Below are 825 nucleotides of genomic sequence, written 5' to 3'. Positions count from 1 at the left end.
AGTCATGATAATAGGGCCTTCTGATTAGAAGGCCCTATTATCAATGATTTTTATCCTCGTGACGACACTATCTAATGGCACAATCCACTGGAGCGAATTCTTCTGGCCGTTTGCGCTTCCAACCCTTGCCGGAAATATCTGCGGCGGTACGTTTATCTTCGCCCTGCTCAGCCACGCACAAATCCGCAATGACATGATTAACAAGCGCAAAGCTGACACGAAAGCCAAAACAAAACGCGAAACGGCTGAACACAGGGGTTAACTGGCGACACTTTAACCAGTCGGGCGCAGGATGCTTAACGCACAGGCGAAATAACGTTATACTCCTGCCGCTTCGTCCCCTTAGTTAAATGGGCATAGTGAAACAAAATCTCAATACTATGTTTTTTATGTGTTTTTACATAAGAAATATAAAAATAAAGTACACAAATATGTACACATTATTTCTAAAGTATTGGGCAGTCATCCTCCCCTGCCCGATTAACGAAATAAGTCACCCAGCCAACAACGATTACGTCTTACAGCGACCCATCCTCAATCACTTCACCATCTTCCGTAATGAACGACTGGTCCGTCAGTCTCGCAAGCTGCTGGCGATTAACACTACCACCTGTAATGAAGGGCTTTCGGTTTTGCACTCGAGGGATAAGGAAGGCGATAAGGAGTATGAGCAGGAAGTACTACAGGAGGCATGGGAAAGTGCAGATGACTGGTTTCACAAATAAACCACACAAAACACATAATTTATGTAAGCGTAAAGCCAGCGCCGTATGTAGCCATTAAGCCAGTACTGATAACTTAGACGCCCACCTGTACAGACGGACA

1 protein-coding gene and 1 pseudogene are annotated in these 825 nt (G+C 45.0%); both read left to right on the top strand.

Going from position 1 to position 825, the window contains the following annotated elements:
- Window positions 1–73 precede the first annotated feature (73 nt).
- Window positions 74–262: pseudogene (locus tag ACSZPU_RS26010) on the top strand (formate/nitrite transporter family protein); the annotation flags it as partial.
- 169 nt (window positions 263–431) lie between these two features.
- Complete coding sequence (locus ACSZPU_RS26005; protein ID WP_499004501.1) at window positions 432–725, top strand: DinI-like family protein; 294 nt, start codon at window positions 432–434, stop codon at window positions 723–725.
- Window positions 726–825: the final 100 nt, after the last annotated feature.

Source organism: Phytobacter sp. V69 (assembly GCF_965644215.1).
In the GTDB taxonomy this organism is placed as follows: Bacteria; Pseudomonadota; Gammaproteobacteria; order Enterobacterales; family Enterobacteriaceae; genus Phytobacter.
The sequence above is the reverse complement of the archived record's forward strand: the minus strand, read 5'-3'. Positions and strand labels throughout refer to the sequence as shown.

What these genes read in the sequence shown, in the direction of transcription:
- ACSZPU_RS26005 (WP_499004501.1), top strand. Translation starts at nt 432, where the DNA reads ATGTACACATTATTTCTAAAGTATTGGGCAGTCATCCTCCCCTGCCCG.